Annotated in this window: 15 protein-coding genes; 9 read left to right on the top strand and 6 right to left on the bottom strand. The window is 46.0% G+C overall.

Features of this window, described 5'->3' with window-relative positions; translation table 11 throughout:
* Positions 1–12: 12 nt before the first annotated feature.
* From D0A37_RS24430 to D0A37_RS24420, 3 genes are all read right to left on the bottom strand, one after another.
* Positions 13–183, bottom strand: a complete 171-nt coding sequence (locus D0A37_RS24430; protein WP_242718339.1) for a hypothetical protein — start codon at positions 181–183, stop codon at positions 13–15.
* Positions 168–1,163, bottom strand: coding sequence for a homogentisate phytyltransferase (locus D0A37_RS24425; RefSeq protein WP_242718337.1), 996 nt, complete (start codon positions 1,161–1,163; stop codon positions 168–170). Before D0A37_RS24425 ends, D0A37_RS24430 begins: the two co-directional genes overlap by 16 nt.
* 98 nt (positions 1,164–1,261) lie before the next feature.
* A complete protein-coding gene (locus D0A37_RS24420; protein ID WP_242718335.1) occupies positions 1,262–2,215 on the bottom strand; it encodes a methyltransferase domain-containing protein in 954 nt (317 codons plus the stop codon).
* 221 nt (positions 2,216–2,436) lie between these two features.
* On the opposite strand from D0A37_RS24420, the gene D0A37_RS24415 reads away from it, so the two are divergent.
* Positions 2,437–3,771, top strand: coding sequence for a TrkH family potassium uptake protein (locus tag D0A37_RS24415; protein ID WP_242718333.1), 1,335 nt, complete (start codon positions 2,437–2,439; stop codon positions 3,769–3,771).
* Between the two features lie 140 nt (positions 3,772–3,911).
* Complete coding sequence (locus tag D0A37_RS24410; protein WP_242718330.1) at positions 3,912–4,610, top strand: potassium channel family protein; 699 nt, start codon at positions 3,912–3,914, stop codon at positions 4,608–4,610.
* 339 nt (positions 4,611–4,949) lie between these two features.
* Here D0A37_RS24410 and D0A37_RS24405 read toward each other — a convergent pair whose 3' ends face one another.
* Positions 4,950–5,183 carry a hypothetical protein gene (locus D0A37_RS24405; RefSeq protein WP_242718328.1) on the bottom strand — a complete coding sequence of 78 codons (234 nt, stop codon included), beginning with the start codon at positions 5,181–5,183 and terminating at the stop codon, positions 4,950–4,952.
* Positions 5,184–5,494: 311 nt separating this feature from the next.
* On the opposite strand from D0A37_RS24405, the gene D0A37_RS24400 reads away from it, so the two are divergent.
* Together D0A37_RS24400 and D0A37_RS24395 are read left to right on the top strand one after the other, a co-directional pair.
* Positions 5,495–6,094, top strand: a complete 600-nt coding sequence (locus tag D0A37_RS24400) for a sulfite oxidase-like oxidoreductase (protein WP_242718326.1) — start codon at positions 5,495–5,497, stop codon at positions 6,092–6,094.
* A gap of 626 nt (positions 6,095–6,720) precedes the next feature.
* Positions 6,721–7,413 carry a PEP-CTERM sorting domain-containing protein gene (locus D0A37_RS24395; protein ID WP_242718324.1) on the top strand — a complete coding sequence of 231 codons (693 nt, stop codon included), beginning with the start codon at positions 6,721–6,723 and terminating at the stop codon, positions 7,411–7,413.
* Positions 7,414–7,990: 577 nt separating this feature from the next.
* Here D0A37_RS24395 and D0A37_RS24390 read toward each other — a convergent pair.
* Positions 7,991–8,152, bottom strand: a complete 162-nt coding sequence (locus D0A37_RS24390) for a mechanosensitive ion channel domain-containing protein (RefSeq protein WP_445242442.1) — start codon at positions 8,150–8,152, stop codon at positions 7,991–7,993.
* Positions 8,153–8,548: 396 nt separating this feature from the next.
* Between D0A37_RS24390 and ahcY the strand changes: the two genes are divergently transcribed.
* The 3 genes from ahcY (at position 8,549) to D0A37_RS24375 (ending at position 12,204) form a co-directional block, all read left to right on the top strand.
* Positions 8,549–9,826 (top strand): adenosylhomocysteinase, encoded by a 1,278-nt coding sequence (gene ahcY, locus D0A37_RS24385; RefSeq protein WP_190658315.1) that lies wholly within the window; start codon positions 8,549–8,551, stop codon positions 9,824–9,826.
* 174 nt (positions 9,827–10,000) lie between these two features.
* Entirely contained in the window at positions 10,001–10,603 is a 603-nt protein-coding gene (locus D0A37_RS24380) for a DedA family protein (protein WP_242718320.1), read from the top strand.
* 176 nt (positions 10,604–10,779) lie between these two features.
* Positions 10,780–12,204: an NADP-dependent isocitrate dehydrogenase gene (locus D0A37_RS24375; RefSeq protein ID WP_242718318.1), complete on the top strand. Its 1,425-nt coding sequence runs from the start codon at positions 10,780–10,782 to the stop codon at positions 12,202–12,204.
* Positions 12,205–12,462: 258 nt separating this feature from the next.
* Here the strand turns inward: D0A37_RS24375 and D0A37_RS24370 are convergent, their stop codons facing one another.
* Positions 12,463–13,071, bottom strand: coding sequence for a glutathione S-transferase N-terminal domain-containing protein (locus D0A37_RS24370; protein WP_242718316.1), 609 nt, complete (start codon positions 13,069–13,071; stop codon positions 12,463–12,465).
* A gap of 137 nt (positions 13,072–13,208) precedes the next feature.
* On the opposite strand from D0A37_RS24370, the gene D0A37_RS24365 reads away from it, so the two are divergent.
* Positions 13,209–13,601 carry a C6orf136 family protein gene (locus D0A37_RS24365; protein WP_242718314.1) on the top strand — a complete coding sequence of 131 codons (393 nt, stop codon included), beginning with the start codon at positions 13,209–13,211 and terminating at the stop codon, positions 13,599–13,601.
* Positions 13,602–13,623: 22 nt separating this feature from the next.
* Positions 13,624–13,932, top strand: coding sequence for a hypothetical protein (locus D0A37_RS24360; RefSeq protein WP_242718312.1), 309 nt, complete (start codon positions 13,624–13,626; stop codon positions 13,930–13,932).
* Positions 13,933–13,942: the final 10 nt, after the last annotated feature.

Below are 13,942 nucleotides of genomic sequence, written 5' to 3'. Positions count from 1 at the left end.
TGTTCTAATGTGTTAACTCTTCCTTCCTTCTTCCTTCTTCCTTCTTCCCCCTTCCTTCTCCCTTCTTCCCCCTTCCCCCTTCCTTCTTCCTTCTTCCTTCTTCCTGACATCCGTTACATCCGTTACATCCGTTACATAATCCGTTGCCGAACTTCCTTCTCCCCCTTCTACCCCAACAAACAAGCTGCGGGAAAAATCAGATATTCTAAGAAAAACAACTTCCAGATAAACTGATAAAATGCAGCAATTTCTATTTTATCGTCCAAATCAACTTTCGCGCTCCAAAACCACATCAAACCCAAAGCCGCCAAATGAGAAACTGCCAGAAACACTAAATTAACATTAGACAATACGATCGCTCCGGCTAAAGTCGCGCCCACATAACAAACCGTCAACACCCAGCGAGATAAATTAAAGACGGCCGGCTTGCCCAGCTCAATCGTAAACGTAGTAATATTATATTGCTTGTCCCCTTCCATGTCGGGGATATCTTTAAAAATGGCGATCGCAAATGTAAACACCACAACAAAAACCGTCAGCACCCACACTTCCGCAGGAATCCGAAAAGACACACTCTCCAAACTCCAGCCAGACAAAGCGCTTTTCGCCATTCCCAAACGCAACACCCAATTAAAGTGCAAAAATAACCCTAAATTTACGATAGCGCCCCGCACCGTAAAAATGCACAGCGCCGCCCAAAAAGGAAACCGTTTCAGCCGAATTGGGGGCAGAGAATAAGCAGTCCCGATCGCCAAACTAACGCCAACGGTAGCCAGCAAAAACGGGCCTTGTGAAACAGCCGTCAAAATTGCTATAATTCCCGTTGCAATTACAATTAATTCCCCGGTTTTCCGAGAAAACACTCCCGAGGCGATCGGCAAATACGGCTTATTTATTTTATCAATTTCAACATCTTCTAACTGGTTCAATCCCACAATATAAATATTGCCGCAAATGCAAGCCAACCAGGCAAAAGCTAGGGGCAAAAATACAGGATTCACAAACAGACTCGTGCTTTGGGCGATCGCATACAAAGCCAATACACTCAAGCTAGTACCCACAATGGTGTGCGGTCGAGAAAACTCCCAAAATGCCCTCACCCAGCTTTGCGGAGCCGAGCCATTTTTATCAATCCAAGACTTGCCAATCGAATCATTGCCCATAAATCTCACACCCGCACCACACAAATAATATTCTGTAGGTGCGTAATACGCACCTTACTCATCAACTCAAAACTCAAAACTTCTCTGATCTATCCCTGTTATTTTACAGCACAAATCAGCCCAAAACGAATCAACCCGCTCTGATATCCCCGGCTCATCAATCCGAGAGCAAGTGCTGCTTGAATAGTCGTCCAACCGCTCGTGAGCAAACCCCAAATCGCGCTCGGAGTCAAAGCAGAATCGATCACCACATCCCAAAAAGGAGCAACAGCTTTTGACCAATCAGCGGTGCGAATACTTGTCAAAGGCAAACTGCGAACCATTTCCTCGTATTCCGGCAAAGAAATCACATAAGGCAAAGCATAAACCCGGTAAATTTCTGCCAATTCCTTTCTCTCTTCATCAGTTAATTCTCCCGCCGTTTCTCCCACCGGGCGGTGACACCAAGTTGCCAAAATCAAAGTTCCTCCCGGCTTGAGTACGCGGCAGCATTCCTGCAAAAACTTAATTTTGTCGGGCATATGTTCGCCACTTTCGAGCGACCAAACCAAGTCGAATGATTCGTCAGGAAAAGGCATATTCAAAGCATTGGCCACCAAAAAGTTCACATTGCTTTCTAGCCCAGCAATTTTAGCGCGTTCGGTCGCTCTGTTGGCCTGTACCGGACTCAGAGTAATCCCGGTCGCTGTAACGCTAGCGCCCGTTTTATTTTGTTCGGGCGATCGGCTACGCTCTCGATCAACCCCACCATCCAACTTTAAATTATTTTGAGCGATCGAACTAAACTTTTCGGTCAAATACAGCGTGCTGCCGCCGATCCCGCAACCGACATCGAGAATGCGGTAAGATTCACACAGTGCCTTGTCTGACGGTACTCCAGCCCAAGCCAGCAGTTCTTCTATCAAATCTATCTGAGCCTGTCGGCGCTCTTTTTTCAAATTGCCATCCAGGCCGTAGTAACCGTGGTGCATATGTTCGCCCCACACCTGCTCCCACAAACCGCTAGAAGCGTCGTAAAGTTGCTGAATTTGCTGGTAAAGTGTTGATGTCATCGCCGGATCGCAAGTTATTAAAGGAATTCTACCGTTATTTTCCCGCTGTTGTCATAGAATTTGGCGATTGAGTTCGATCGACCGCAGGCACTCGCCAGACAGAGATGTCGTTATTTGAAGCCAGAGTATCTATTTGTGGGTTCCCTCTCAAACCTCAAATCTCAAATCGATTTGTGGTTCCCTCTCAAATCTAAAATCTAAAATCTAAAACCTAAAATCGAATGACTGTCTCGCGAACCATTTGCTTGGGCTTTCTCGCCGTCATCATCGCAGGTGCTATATTACTGATGATGCCCTTTTCCACAATTGATGGAACTTGGAGCGATCCAATAACAGCACTGTTTACCTCTACTTCCGCTGTCTGCGTCACGGGCTTGTCGGTGGTAGATATCGGCAAATATTACTCTTTTTGGGGGCAACTATGCCTACTTTTACTGGTGGAAATAGGAGCCTTGGGCTACATGACAGCCACGACTATTTTGCTGCTGTTATTGGGCCGCCGCTTTGGCTTGAAAGAAAAAATTGCCCTGCAACAATCTCTCGACAAATCCGGGCTAGCCGGCGTAGTGCAACTCGTGCAGTCAATTCTAGCAACAACCGTTTTGTTTCAATTAACGGGAGTGTTTTTGCTGATGTCGGTTTTCGTCCCAGAATACGGATTTAAAGACGGTCTGTGGTCGGCTATATTTCACAGCATTAATGCCTTTAACAACGCCGGTTTTAGCCTCTACTCAGATAATTTGATCCGCTATATCAATTCGCCTGTGCTTAACTTCACAGTCGGGGGTTTAATCATATTTGGGGGAATCGGCTATCAAGTAATTATGGAAATGTACCTGTGGCTGCGCGATCGCTTGAACAAAAGCCTTATCTGCACAGTTTATTCCCTGAACTTCAAAGTCGTTACCAGTACAACTGCTGTCCTTTTGATTTTAGGAACGCTAGCCTTTTTGGTGCTGGAATACAACAACCCAGGAACTTTCGGCTCTCTAACTTTTCCTCAAAAGGTGATGGCAGCTTGGTTTCAATCTGTTACCCCCCGCACGGCGGGATTCAATACAATTGACATTGGCAAAATGAGCGAAGCCGGGCTATTTCTGACGATCGCGCTGATGTTTGTCGGCGCCAGTCCTGGCAGCACCGGCGGCGGAATCAAAACCACAACTTTTAGGATATTGTTTTGCTGTACCACAGCAGTTCTCGAAGGCCAGGAAGATGTGGAGTGCTATCAGCGTCAAATCCCGCCAGCAATGATTCTGAAAACCATTAGCGTAGTCTTCGGTTCCCTGTTGGTCGCGTTCACATCTGCAATTTTAATTGAGCTGACCAATCCCGAACTAAAATTTATCGAAGTGCTATTTGAAGCAGTTTCAGCTTTTGCCACGGTCGGCCTTTCCACAGGGATTACAGCGAAGATTTCAGCGCTCGGTAAGTTGATTTTGATTGCTACAATGTACATAGGTCGGGTTGGGGTGCTGCTGCTGATGAGTGCTGCATTAGGCGATCCAAAACCCAGGTCTTTTAAGTATGCTGAGGAAAGTTTGTTAGTGGGATAAAAAAATCCTGCCTACTTGCTGATAATCTAAACAATGGGTGACAACCCAAATCAACTTTTACTACTTACCTAAAAACCAAAAGGAGGCGGCGCTGTCTCTGCTAAAATTTAAACAGCAAGACGCTCAGCGCTGGATATTCAGTGAATCTGTCATCTTTAAATTTTTTTCGCACTTTGCGCGCCGACAACAAGCAGTTTGCAGTTATTGGTTTGGGACGCTTCGGCAAAGCTGTGTGTTCTACTCTGCACGGTTTGGGTTACGAAGTCCTGGGAATTGACACCGATGAAAAAAAAGTAACTCAAGCTTTGAATGATCGCATTGCTGCTCACGTTTTGCAGTTAGATTCTACTGAGCCTAGCGCTCTTCAGGAAGCCGGTATATTGGAATTTGAAACAGTGATTGTGGCGATTGGCAATTACCTAGGAGAAAGCATTACCACCGCCCTAAATCTTAAGGAAGGCGGGGTAAGTAACGTAATCGCCAAAGCTTCTTCGGAAACTCACTTAAAACTGTTGAAAAAAGTCGGCGCAGATCATGTAGTTTTTCCCGAACGAGAAATGGGCTGCTCTTTAGCTCGCCTTCTTACAAAACCCAGCATTTTAGAACGCTTTGACCTCGACCCAGATCACAGCATTGTTGAGTTGCTCGTTCCTGAAAAGTTTGACGGTAAAACCATCTCCGATTTGGAACTCCGGCGCAGGTATGGTTTGAACTTGCTAGCAGTCGGTCGCGCCGACAACAAGTTCGAGATCAATCCGCAGCCCAGCGAACGCTTGAGAAAGGGCGAGGTGATGGTAGTAATTGGTTCTAATAAAGATATCAATCGCTTGCCAATTTAACAGCTCGCCATTTTACGCACATACAGCAACACTTCTGGACTCAGAAACCCGGTTTCTTGGGTTCCAAGTGTCGAATTACTCAGCAAGTGGTGCGGGATGTGTCAAAATTTCAGACCCTCAGAAACCCGGTTGATCTTTGTCAACCGGGTTTCTTTGTTGATTTTTATGTTGTAATTTTTAACCGAAATATGTAAATTGAATTTCACCAATTCTAGGGTTGATTCCGCCTTTGCTACCCCATCTGACAAATTAGCCAGACAAATCGCGAAGAATTTCAACAAAGTAGCAGCACTCGATCATCGCGCTCCCCCAAAATATAGGAGCGCTCGCCCTGAAAATTCAGCCGACTTTCAAGATTTTTTGCAGGTAAGCTTTGCCGAAAACCACCACTGCCAAGACTAGAGCGAGTTCAACAGGCCAAGGACACACTGCGACCAACCAAATTAACGAACACATTCCAACAATTGCAGCTATTGGAGCCGGAATTCCGTCTAGCGTTCTGTTGTCAGTTCCGGCAGTCACCCACCAAGCAATCAAGCATATCGTCAACGGAATCAAGCAACTTCTAATCATGATTTTTACCCCATCAATTTTTTTACATATGGCCTCTGAGCATATTGTAACAATACATCAAAGGTTCGGAAATGCACCATTAATTACGATAAAATTTAAGGTTAGGTAATTCATACGTTGGGGTGATAAATTTTTAAAATTTTTAGCTTCGCCTCTCTCCGAAGGCAGAATTAGGCGGGCATCAAGCAGGAGTTGGGGATTTTTATTTCTGCAGAAGTGATGAAAGCTTTCTACCTGGAGATGAATTGCGATGCGCTCCTCTGTGCAAGGTATACTCAGGATTGCAGTCAGTTACTGTAGAGCGTGAATCAATGCTGGGCAAATTTTTTCGCAAGCCAGAATCAGAAAACATCGATCGCGTCCCCCCAGGTCAATACCTCGCCAACGGCTTTCCTGTTTTGACCTACGGCGATACACCCTCCGTCAGCATAGAGAGTTGGGAATTTAAAGTCTGGGGATTGGCACAACCAAAAACCTTCACTTGGTCGGACTTTCAGGCCATGCCCCAAACTAACTTTACTGCGGATTTTCACTGCGTCACCCGGTGGTCAAAACTCGACGTGCAGTGGACGGGAGTCAAAGTCACAGATTTTATGAAGTATGTAGAAGTCGATCCACAAGCTCTGCACGTCCTGGAACACTGCTACGGCGGCTACACTACCAACATTGCGATCGCCGACTTCCTCCGAGAAGAAAACTTTTTCGCCCACACCGTCTTCGGCGAACCTCTATCCGCAGACCACGGTGGCCCAATGCGGCTCGTAGTTCCCCACTTGTACGCTTGGAAAAGCGCTAAATGGATTAACGGGCTAGAATTTACAGAAACCGAAGAACTAGGTTTTTGGGAACGCAACGGCTACCACCAGCGGGGCGAACCTTGGGCTGAGGAACGCTACAGCGGTCTGTTTTGATGCGGTCGATCGGGAGCAAGGACTTGCCCACAGCTTCTCTATACAATCTTTGTGGAGGGGCAATCCACTCTTTTACCGCTTCACTCTGCACAAATCGCCTCTTGTCGATCGCATCTTTGGGATATCTCACGCCACGGGATCTATTTAATTAAACCACAATACCTAGACCCAACAATCGCATTTTGTAAGTAATTTACCCCATAGATAAACTACTTTAACTCCCCTACGCAAGTCCCAAAAAACCAATATTCCCAGTTTCTGGTTAATATAAAACTTCTCTAACTGTCAGTAGACACAACTATTACCGTATTTCTACTTAAGTGTTTGCTGTTGAGGATTTAGACTCGAAAATCAAATAAAAAATTAGCATACACCAGATCCAAATCAGTTTTGCTGCTCCGCGCTCCCATGCCCGCTACTGCAAGGTTTCCATCCACAGTTTTTATAATTATTTAGGGGGTATTTTTAGGGATGAATCGCCCGTCGGCAGATGCGAACGACAGCATTTGTGAAGGTTATGTAAAGGCTTGATAAAGAATATGTCAAACTTTACCTAAAGTGCCCCAAATACAAACAAAGTATCGCATAATGAAATTATTAAGACCCTCACACAAAAGGAACAGGTTATGAATACCAAACTATTATCCGCCCTAACAGCTACCGCAGCCGCCACAGCTCTGTTTGGCGCAGCAGCTCCTGCTCAAGCCTTCTCCTTTGGTGCCAGCGGCATCCAATTCAGCCAAGATACAAGTGTCAAGTTTAACTTCAAACAATCTCACGGTATGTACCAATCCTCTTTGGGGATCTACAGTGTGAGGGACTCGGCGACCTCTCTAGTTAGCACCCTGTTTTCGGAAACTAAATCCTCAGACAACCAGTGGGAAAACGAATGGAAAGGAACTCTGGGCAATACAGTCTTGGGTTCTGGCTCGGTAGTATTCACATTCCTGGCAAATCAAATTTACACTTTGGGGCTCGACAGCGGCTGGGGTGGCCGTGTCTACTCGACCTCAAGCTTGAACAACGGCAGCCAGCAAGCGGTGTTTGGCGGGCAATCGCAACTGTGGAACGCGCTCGACAAAGAAACAACTGGCACATTCCAAGCAGCCGGACAATTCAGAAACGGATTGGATTCTCTGTTTAACGGAGGCACGCTAATTGGCTTCGACGATCGCGGTAACAGCAACGACTCAGACTTCCAAGACTTCGCAGTGAGCGCAGAAGCAGTTCCAGAACCGATGACAATGACTGGTTTGGCTCTCGGTTTGGGTGGCTTGGTTGCAGCACGTCGTCGCCGCGCTAGCAAGACGAATGCCTGATTTGTTTCAACCGGAACCATCTCCTTAATTACGTTTGACAACAAAATAAAATTCTATTTGGAGGCGTGCTAATGAGAAATAGGCTCGCCTTTTGCTTGAATTGAAAAGTCAGAAGGGAGCAGTCAGAGGGAAGTTCTGCCACGCAGCAGTGTACGGGATTTAACGGATTTAACGGATGGAGGGGGAGGGCACCAGTCAAGAGTGAAGAAGTCCGAGAGGAGAAACAGGATTTTTCCCACTCTCCGACTATCCCACTCTCGCCCTCTCCCAACTCAAAATTCAAAACTCACTCATGGTAAAGTGGTCGATCGTACAAAGTCACCGCTACCGATTAAAGAATTTTAATGTCCGCCCAGACGCACACTACTTTAATCGCCACCACAGCCCTGGTGTTTGTCCAATGTTTCAATTGCTAGGTATCATAGGGTAAATTTCAAGGTAAGTTTGTTCGCCTGTGCGGCAGGGTTATTAGTAAGCTGTTGTGCATTGAAATTGTATATTGAGGGCAGAATATCCTGCCCAATCCCTACTCCCCGCAAGAGTAAAAATTTATTTTACTATGCAATTTAAATGCGGATTAGCTTACCCGCACTGAATTGGTAAATACGATTGCCTTCGGCACTCTAACTCGCTCTCCTCCATCACTCACAATTTGAGTTGAACGCATCGAAATCTTTTTAACCGTACCTTCAAAGCTTTCTACAATTATCCGATCGCCCAATTGAAACGGTTTGTGCAACAGCCACAATATTTTCGCTAAAAAGTATTTGAAGATGTCTTGGAACGCGAAACTAATCCCTACTGAACCAAGTCATAACAAACCAATGATATTTGCCGGACGCCAAGCCGGGAACGCAATCACGCAGGAGCTCAAACTGCCAGCAGCCCAAGTGAGAGTGTCAAATAATTCAAGAATGCCACGCTAACACAAAAGATTGACATCGATCGCCGGACAGAAATGTTTTACTCTCACTGTGCGGGTGACTCCATCGACTCGCTCGCTAATCGTTAAAATACAATCAAAATTTAAGATTAGCACCGCCGAGGCCGATCGAGTAAAATCACAGCACTTGCCCGTCGATGGCTTAATCTGCTAAAACTAACAAAGTTTGATGATTTCTGAGAAATAACATACATGGTTGCTACATCCGTCAAGATTAAACACGAAGTCAAAGACTTGTCCCTCGCCCCCTTGGGAAAGCAACGCATTGAGTGGGCCGGTCGGGAAATGCCCGTTTTGCGGCAAATTCAAGAACGCTTCGCTAAAGAAAAGCCTTTCGCTGGCATTCGCTTGGCTGCTTGCTGCCACGTAACCACAGAAACCGCTCATTTGGCAATCGCCATCAAACTCGGCGGTGGCGACGCCGTACTGATCGCCAGCAACCCCTTGAGCACTCAAGATGACGTAGCGGCTTGCTTAGTTGAAGACTACGGCATTTCCGTCTTCGCCCTCAAAGGAGAAGACGCGGCTACCTACGAACGTCACGTCTACACAGCCCTAGACCACCGCCCCAATATTATCATCGACGACGGCAGCGACGTGGTAGCCGCACTGATCCAGCACCGCCCGGACCAAATTTCCGACTTAATAGGAACTACCGAAGAAACTACCACAGGCATCGTGCGCCTGCGCGCCATGTTGAAAGACGGCGTGCTGACTTTCCCCGCAATGAACGTCAACGACGCCGACACCAAGCACTTCTTTGACAACCGCTACGGCACCGGTCAATCTACCCTAGACGGCATTATCCGCGCTACCAATATTTTGTTAGCCGGTAAAAATATTGTGGTTGCAGGTTACGGTTGGTGCGGCAAAGGCACGGCACTGCGCGCCCGTGGTATGGGTGCTAACGTAATTGTCACCGAAATCGATCCGATTCGGGCGATCGAAGCAGTGATGGACGGTTTCCGCGTCATGCCGATGGACGAAGCTGCAACAGTTGGAGATATATTCATTACCGTTACCGGCAACAAACACGTCATTCGTGCCGAACATTTCGAGACAATGAAAGACGGCGCAATTGTTTGCAATTCCGGTCACTTCGACATTGAAATTGACCTCAAATCCCTCGGCGCAAAAAGCACCGACGTGAAAACAGTCCGGTCTTTCACTCAAGAATATCACCTCAATAATGGCAAGTCGGTTATTGTGTTGGGCGAAGGCCGTTTGATCAACTTGGCAGCAGCCGAAGGACACCCCAGCGCCGTGATGGATATGAGCTTTGCTAACCAAGCTTTAGCCTGCGAATATCTGGTTACGAACAAAGGCAAACTAGAGCCTGGTATTCACTCAATTCCCGTGGAAGTTGACAAAGAAATTGCCCGTCTCAAATTGGAAGCAATGGGTATTCACATTGATACCTTGACTGCCGAACAAATTGAGTACACAAACTCTTGGACTTCGGGCACTTAATCATCGTTTATGGTTCTCACGCTGTGCCGGGGAATGAATAAAAGGAGGCTCTGCCTCCCTCATGGGGAGTCGAGGCAGAGCCTCTAGATATGTGTTCCCAGACACAGCCTAGGAACGAGCGATGACTAATGACTAATGACTACTGACTTCTTCTTACCAAATTAGTGAATCAAAATGGTTGAATGGATAACTAACACAATGCAGTCGATGGGCTATCTCGGAATAGGGCTGTTGATGTTTTTAGAAAATCTTTTCCCCCCCATCCCCTCAGAATTGATTATGCCGCTGGCAGGATTCACGGTATTCCAGAACAGAATGGAGTTTTCACCGGCGATCGCAGCAGGAGTAATCGGTACAGTTCTGGGGGCGCTTCCCTGGTACTATGCCGGTAAATTATTGAGCGAAGAACGCTTGAGGAATTTAGCCGATAAATACGGTAAGTGGATCACAGTATCGGGTGCCGATATTGACAAAGCAAATAGATGGTTTAACAGACACGGCAGTAAAGCCGTGTTTTTGTGTCGCCTCGTACCAGGAGTTCGCACCCTGATTTCCCTGCCCGCTGGCATCAATAATATGCCTTTAATTCCTTTTTTAATCTACTCAACAGGTGGCACTCTTTTATGGGTAAGTTTCCTGACTTTTGCCGGATATAAACTAGGGGAAAATTATACACTTGTAGAGGATTATCTGGGCCCGGTTTCCAAAATAGTTGTGGTGATTATAGTCATCGGGTGTATTTTGTGGATTGTGAAGAAGAATATGCAAAAACAATAAAATCCTAGATAAATGCAGACATCCCCAAAAAGATCTGCGTTTATCTGCGTTTATCTGCTGTTATCTGCGGTTAAAAATCAATTTATCAAAAATTCATACAAATATTTAGGATTGAGTGAGGTTTAGGCAGACAATCGTGGCAAAATAGGGAACATTCCTATCCCCACTGTTAAGATATGTACGAAAAGATTGTAGCCCCAACAACAGGTTCTAAAATTACTTTCAAAGACGGTTCGCCGATCGTCCCCAATGACCCGATTATTCCCTTCATTCGCGGCGACGGTACCGGCGTTGACTTGTGGCCTGCATCCCAGAAAGTCATGGATGCCGCGGTTGAAAAGGCTTACGGTGGCGATCGAAAAATCAACTGGTTTAAAATCTATGTAGGCGACGAAGCCTGCGATGTCTACGGTACTTACCAATATCTGCCCCAGGATTCCTTAAACGCCATCAAAGAATACGGAGTCGCCATCAAAGGGCCACTGACAACCCCAATCGGGGGCGGCATTCGATCGCTAAACGTAGCTTTGCGGCAAATCTTTGACCTTTACGCCTGCGTGCGGCCCTGCAAATATTATGCTGGAACACCATCGCTACACAAAACTCCTGAACTGCTAGATGTAATTATTTACCGGGAAAATACAGAAGATATTTACCTCGGAATTGAATGGGCAAAAGGCAGCGAAATCGGCAAGAAATTGATTGAATATCTCAATAATGAGTTAATTCCGGCAACACCAGAACACGGCAAAAAACAAATTCGCCTCGATTCGGGGATTGGGATTAAACCCATTAGCAAAACAGGTTCTCAGCGCTTAGTACGGCGTGCCCTTACCCACGCTTTGCGGTTGCCCAAAGATAAGCGGCAGGTGACTTTGGTGCACAAAGGCAACATCATGAAATACACCGAAGGAGCTTTCCGAGATTGGGGTTATGAATTAGCAACCACCGAATTTCGAGAACAGTGCGTAACGGAAAGAGAGTCTTGGATTCTGGCCAACAAAGAAAAAAATCCAGACATTAGCTTAGAAGATAATGCTCGCCAAATAGACCCGGGATACGATGCTTTGACCCCAGAAAAACAAGCCAAGATTCGTCAAGAAGTAGCCGACGTTTTGTTTGCAATTTGGGAGACTCACGGCAGCGGTCACTGGAAAGAAAAAATCATGGTCAACGACCGAATTGCTGACAGTATTTTCCAACAAATTCAAACCCGACCGGCCGAGTATTCGATTTTGGCGACAATGAATCTGAACGGGGATTATTTATCCGATGCGGCCGCCGCCATTGTGGGTGGATTGGGTATGGGCCCTGGTGCGAATATTGGTGATGAATGTGCAGTTTTTGAGGCGACTCACGGCACTGCACCGAAACACGCTGGTTTGGATAAAGTCAATCCTGGTTCCCTGATTTTGTCCGGGGTGATGATGTTAGAATACATGGGATGGCAGGAAGCAGCAGACTTGATTAAGAAGGGTTTGGGAGCGGCAATTTCTAACGGTGAAGTTACTTACGATTTGGCGAGGTTGATGGAGCCGCCGGTGCCTGAGTTGAAGTGTTCGGAGTTTGCTGAGGCGATTATTAAGCATTTCGCGGATTGAGTTTTAGGGCTTTTTTTGAACGGGCTAGAAGCCCGTTCCACAAAAGTCAATTTGCTTGTGGGTGGGCTTCTAGCCCGCCCGCTATTTCTTAAAAACGGGCTAGAAGCCCGTTCCACAAAAACTCAATTTGCTTGTGGGGTGGGCTTCTAGCCCGCCCGCTATTTCTTAAGAACGGGCTAGAAGCCCGTTCCACAAAAACTCAACTTGCTTGTGGGGTAGGCTTCTAGCCCGCCCGAAAATACAATTTAGATGCGGGGTTTATAATGATGGAACAGCCATGCCTTGCTCAACAGCGGGACGCTTCTGTAAGGTTTCTACCCAACGTTTAAGGTGGGGGTGGTTGTCGAGGGTTAATCCTTGAAATTCGTAAATAGCAACCCAGGGATAGGTAGCAATGTCGGCTATAGAATAGTCGCCGCAGATGTATTCAGATTTTGCTAGTTGAGTGTCTAATACTCCGTAGAGGCGCAAGGTTTCTTTTTCGTAACGCCCAATCGCATAGGGAATTTGTTCGGGTGCAAAGCGTTTGAAGTGGTTTAGCTGACCAAACATCGGGCCGACGCTGGCCATTTGAAACATCAGCCACTGCATAACTTGAAAGTATTTTTGTTTGTCTGTGGGAAGAAATTTGCCGCTTTTTTCGGCAAGATAGATCAGAATAGCGCCCGACTCGAAGACGGTGATGCCGTTATCTCGATCGACTATCGCCGGAATTTTGCTGTTGGGGTTGATTGCGATGAATTCTGGGCTAAATTGATCGTTTTTTGTGATGTCGATGACGTGCACGTTGTAGGGTAAACCTATTTCTTCGAGCATGATCGAGACTTTGCGACCGTTCGGGGTGGTAAAAGTGTAGAGGTCAATCATAGTTGTGATGTTAAGTTGAAAGTTGGCAAGGCAGGAAATAACCCGATATACTATCACAATTTCGACGAGAATTGCGAATTTTAGATTCCTTGTGTTAAAATTCTATTCTAATAATAGAAGAATAACGAGCGGTCGAAATGGACATTATTGAAATTCTCAAAGACGATTATCAAAGATTTCCCGATAATCAGACTTACAGCATCTATGCAAAAGATGTTTATTTTGAAGACCCGGTGAATCGATTTACAGGAGTCGATCGCTACCGCAAAATGATCGGGTTTATGGGGACTTTTTTTCAGGAGGTAAATCTCGATTTGCACGGGATTTCGCAGTCGGGGGATACTATAGAAACTCGCTGGACTCTGAGCTGGAGCGCACCGTTACCTTGGAAACCGAAAATGGCGATCGCCGGTAGGAGCGAACTGAAAGTCAACAGTGATGATTTAATTGTTTCTCACATCGATTACTGGGACTGTTCGCGGTTGGATGTGATCAAACAATTGGTATTTCCAGTCCAGACTAATGTTTGAAAAATATTTTTAATTAAAGTAAATGGAACCTCTACCCAATAGCTGGGCAGATATTCAGCCTGATACCATATATCAAGCAACTAATGGGCTGCTAGTATCTTTTAGTCAAGCTCAAATACAACTCGGAATCAAGTATGACCAAAACAACAAACATTTAAAAGCGATTGAAAAAGGAATTGTTGCCCCTCGCGGTAATATTGGTCTTGTTCCTTCAGAAGTTGAAGACTACGAGCTAAAATCCAAAGTGCTAGGCAAAGGAGGCGATCGCCGCTTTCACGGAAAAATCCTAGATGGAGTCCTACACTTCCCTGGTTTTTTCACTGAACATTAATCATCCACAA

It is taken from the genome of Microcoleus vaginatus HSN003 (assembly GCF_022701255.1).
GTDB classification, from domain to species: Bacteria; Cyanobacteriota; Cyanobacteriia; order Cyanobacteriales; family Microcoleaceae; genus Microcoleus; species Microcoleus vaginatus_B.
Note: the sequence above shows the minus strand (reverse complement) of the source record. Positions and strands in the feature narration are given on the sequence as shown.

Bases quoted from the DNA above. Each gene is read 5' to 3' on its own strand.
- D0A37_RS24425 (WP_242718337.1), bottom strand. From the start codon at position 1,163: ATGGGCAATGATTCGATTGGCAAGTCTTGGATTGATAAAAATGGCTCG.
- D0A37_RS24420 (WP_242718335.1), bottom strand. From the start codon at position 2,215: ATGACATCAACACTTTACCAGCAAATTCAGCAACTTTACGACGCTTCT.
- D0A37_RS24415 (WP_242718333.1), top strand. From the start codon at position 2,437: ATGACTGTCTCGCGAACCATTTGCTTGGGCTTTCTCGCCGTCATCATC.
- D0A37_RS24405 (WP_242718328.1), bottom strand. From the start codon at position 5,183: ATGATTAGAAGTTGCTTGATTCCGTTGACGATATGCTTGATTGCTTGG.
- D0A37_RS24400 (WP_242718326.1), top strand. From the start codon at position 5,495: ATGCTGGGCAAATTTTTTCGCAAGCCAGAATCAGAAAACATCGATCGC.
- D0A37_RS24395 (WP_242718324.1), top strand. From the start codon at position 6,721: ATGAATACCAAACTATTATCCGCCCTAACAGCTACCGCAGCCGCCACA.
- ahcY (WP_190658315.1), top strand. From the start codon at position 8,549: ATGGTTGCTACATCCGTCAAGATTAAACACGAAGTCAAAGACTTGTCC.
- D0A37_RS24380 (WP_242718320.1), top strand. From the start codon at position 10,001: ATGGTTGAATGGATAACTAACACAATGCAGTCGATGGGCTATCTCGGA.
- D0A37_RS24375 (WP_242718318.1), top strand. From the start codon at position 10,780: ATGTACGAAAAGATTGTAGCCCCAACAACAGGTTCTAAAATTACTTTC.
- D0A37_RS24370 (WP_242718316.1), bottom strand. From the start codon at position 13,071: ATGATTGACCTCTACACTTTTACCACCCCGAACGGTCGCAAAGTCTCG.
- D0A37_RS24365 (WP_242718314.1), top strand. From the start codon at position 13,209: ATGGACATTATTGAAATTCTCAAAGACGATTATCAAAGATTTCCCGAT.
- D0A37_RS24360 (WP_242718312.1), top strand. From the start codon at position 13,624: ATGGAACCTCTACCCAATAGCTGGGCAGATATTCAGCCTGATACCATA.